Genomic DNA, 2,468 nt, shown 5'->3' on the forward strand with positions numbered 1-2,468 from the left:
CTCGGTCAGGCCGTCGGCTTCGGCGGGGTGCGCACGCTCGCGGGGGCGGGCGGGCCGGGCGGCGCCCCCCGGCGTGTCGATCGTCGAGGCCGACCGGACGCCGAACGACCGGCCGACGACGCCGATGACCGTGACGGACCGGTCGCGGCTCGACCCGTTCGTGGTCAGTGTGTTGTTGGCCCAGCGCAGGTTCACGGTGCTGGTCTCGGTGGCGATCACCACGCAGCCGTCGGCGCGGGACAGCGCGAGCGCCCGCTCGACGATCTCGGGTGCGGACGCGGGCACCGCGCCGGCCCGGTCGGCGTGCGGCTCGGTTCCGGTGATCTGGCTCATCGGCCGGCCTCCCGCCGGGTGTTGAGGACGTTGACGCCGCGGAACAGCGCCGACGGGCAGCCGTGGCTGACCGCGGCGACCTGGCCGGGCTGACCCTTGCCGCAGTTGAACGCGCCGCCGAGCACGTAGGTCCCGGGGCCGCCGACGGCCTCCAGGGAGCCCCAGAAGTCCGTCGTCGTCGCCTGGTAGGCCACATCCCGCAGCTGGCCGACCACACGGCCGTGGCGGATCTCGTAGAAGCGCTGCCCGGTGAACTGGAAGTTGTACCGCTGCATGTCGATCGACCAGCTCTTGTCGCCGACGACGTAGATGCCGCGATCGACCCGGCTGATCAGCTCCTCGGTTGACGGGCCGCCCGGCGCCGGCAGCAGCGACACGTTCGCCATCCGCTGGAGCGGGACATGGCCGGGTGAGTCGGCGAACGCGCAGCCGTTGGACCGCTGCGCGCCGAGCACGGCCGCGTTGCGGGCCGCCATCGAGCGGTCGAGCTGGTAGCCGACGAGCGTCCCGTCGCGGACGATGTCGAAGCGCCGGGTCTGCACGCCCTCGTCGTCGTACCCGATCGTGGCGAGGCCGTGCAGGGCCGTGCGGTCACCGGTGACCGTCATCGCCGGCGAGCCGTAGCGCAGCGAGCCGAGCTGGTCGAGGGTCGCGAACGAGGTGCCGGCGTACGCCGCCTCGTAGCCGAGCGCCCGGTCGAGCTCGGTGGCGTGGCCGACGGACTCGTGGATCGTGAGCCACAGGTTCGACGGGTCGATGACCAGGTCGTAGGGCCCGGGCTGCACCGAGGCCGCCGTCGACTTCTCCACCAGCAGACCGGGGATCAGGTCGATCTCGCCGTCCCAGTCCCAGCAGCCGGCCGCGGGGCCGGCCACCATCCACTCCCAGCCCCGGCCGACCGGTGGGGCGATCGTGCGCATCGACTCGAAGCCACCGCCCGGGTCGACCCGGGTCGCCTCGATCTGGCAGAGCACCCGGACCCGTTGCTGCGTCGTCGTCGTGCCGGCGAGGTCCGCGTAGTACTTGTTCTCCCGCACGGCGTCGAACGTGCCTTCGACATGGTCGACCTCGGGCGCGGCGAACAGGGTCCGACACAGCCCGCCGACCCGCTCGATGCGCTCGCGCGCGTCGACGTCGAACGGGTCGGCGGTATACGCCGACACCCAGACGACGTCGCCGTGCGCCGGTTCCGCAGCGAGTTCGACGGGCTCGGAGTTCAGCGGCGCCGCGACCCGCGCCATCTCGACGGCCTCCCGGGCCAGCCGGACCGCCTCGTCGGTGGTCAGGTCCACGCCGGCGGCGAAGCCCCAGGCGCCGTCGTGCACGACGCGCACGGCGAGGCCGACGGTCGCGCCCTCGTGCCGGCTCTCCAGGGAGGCGTCCCGGAAGGACAGCGCGGACTCGCGAAGCCGTTCGATGCGGATGTCCGCGTGGGAGACGCCGAGGTCGCGGGCGGTCTGCAGGGCCGCGTCGGCGAGGGCGGAGCGGGGCAGCGCGAGGAACTCGGCGTCGACCTCATGCGCTGGCAGTCCGGACGCGGCCGGTTCCAGCTGGACGGGGGTGGCCATGTGCCTATCCTGGCCCGCTGCGGTGGGCTGTGGGACATCGACCTGCCGGCTGGCAGTCGTTCGTCGCGTTGAGGATCGGACAGGTGCGCTCGCCCGGGACCCGGGAGGCTCGGTTCCGGGTCAATCAGGGCGGGCCTCCTGGCTTCGTAGGCCAGGACCTTCCCCATCAGGAGGTCTCCCGGCCCCCATCAGGAGGTCTCCCGGCGCACCCTGTTCGAGAGCCCGCCGCATTTCGTCAACCGGATCCCTGTACGAGGAGGACATGGCATCGGCAGGCCGGATGCTGTGCGGATCGTTGAGCCAGGTGAGCCATGACCCCGGGCATCGCTATGGCCCCGGAACTCTACTCATGGCCCTGCCGGGGTTCGGTGGCCGGACGGGCCATCTATCCCTCATGAAAACCCTCCGGTTCGGCCTCACGCGTCCATCGAAATCCGGGTAACCGCTCCGCACCGCCGTCGCTGGGGCCTTCGTTGCACAAGGACGCGGGCGGCAGCAACACCAAGATTCTCCTCTGCCGGACCCAGCTCGCTCAGCGATCCCTTAGTTTGAGATCTTGAGGTCTTC

General features: G+C 71.8%; 2 protein-coding genes. Both read right to left on the bottom strand.

Annotation, left to right across the window (positions count from 1 at the left end):
• A partial coding sequence (locus tag MXD58_RS29030; protein ID WP_284678987.1) for a PmbA/TldA family metallopeptidase occupies positions 1-333 on the bottom strand: 333 nt, incomplete at its 3' end.
• Positions 330-1,901 carry a TldD/PmbA family protein gene (locus MXD58_RS29035; RefSeq protein WP_248838219.1) on the bottom strand — a complete coding sequence of 524 codons (1,572 nt, stop codon included), beginning with the start codon at positions 1,899-1,901 and terminating at the stop codon, positions 330-332. The genes MXD58_RS29035 and MXD58_RS29030, both read right to left, overlap by 4 nt.
• Positions 1,902-2,468 lie beyond the last annotated feature (567 nt).

The organism is Frankia sp. AgKG'84/4, from assembly GCF_023242965.2.
Classification (GTDB): Bacteria; Actinomycetota; Actinomycetes; order Frankiales; family Frankiaceae; genus Frankia.

Excerpts from the sequence above, each read along its gene's own strand:
- MXD58_RS29035 (WP_248838219.1), bottom strand. The coding sequence starts at position 1,901 with ATGGCCACCCCCGTCCAGCTGGAACCGGCCGCGTCCGGACTGCCAGCG.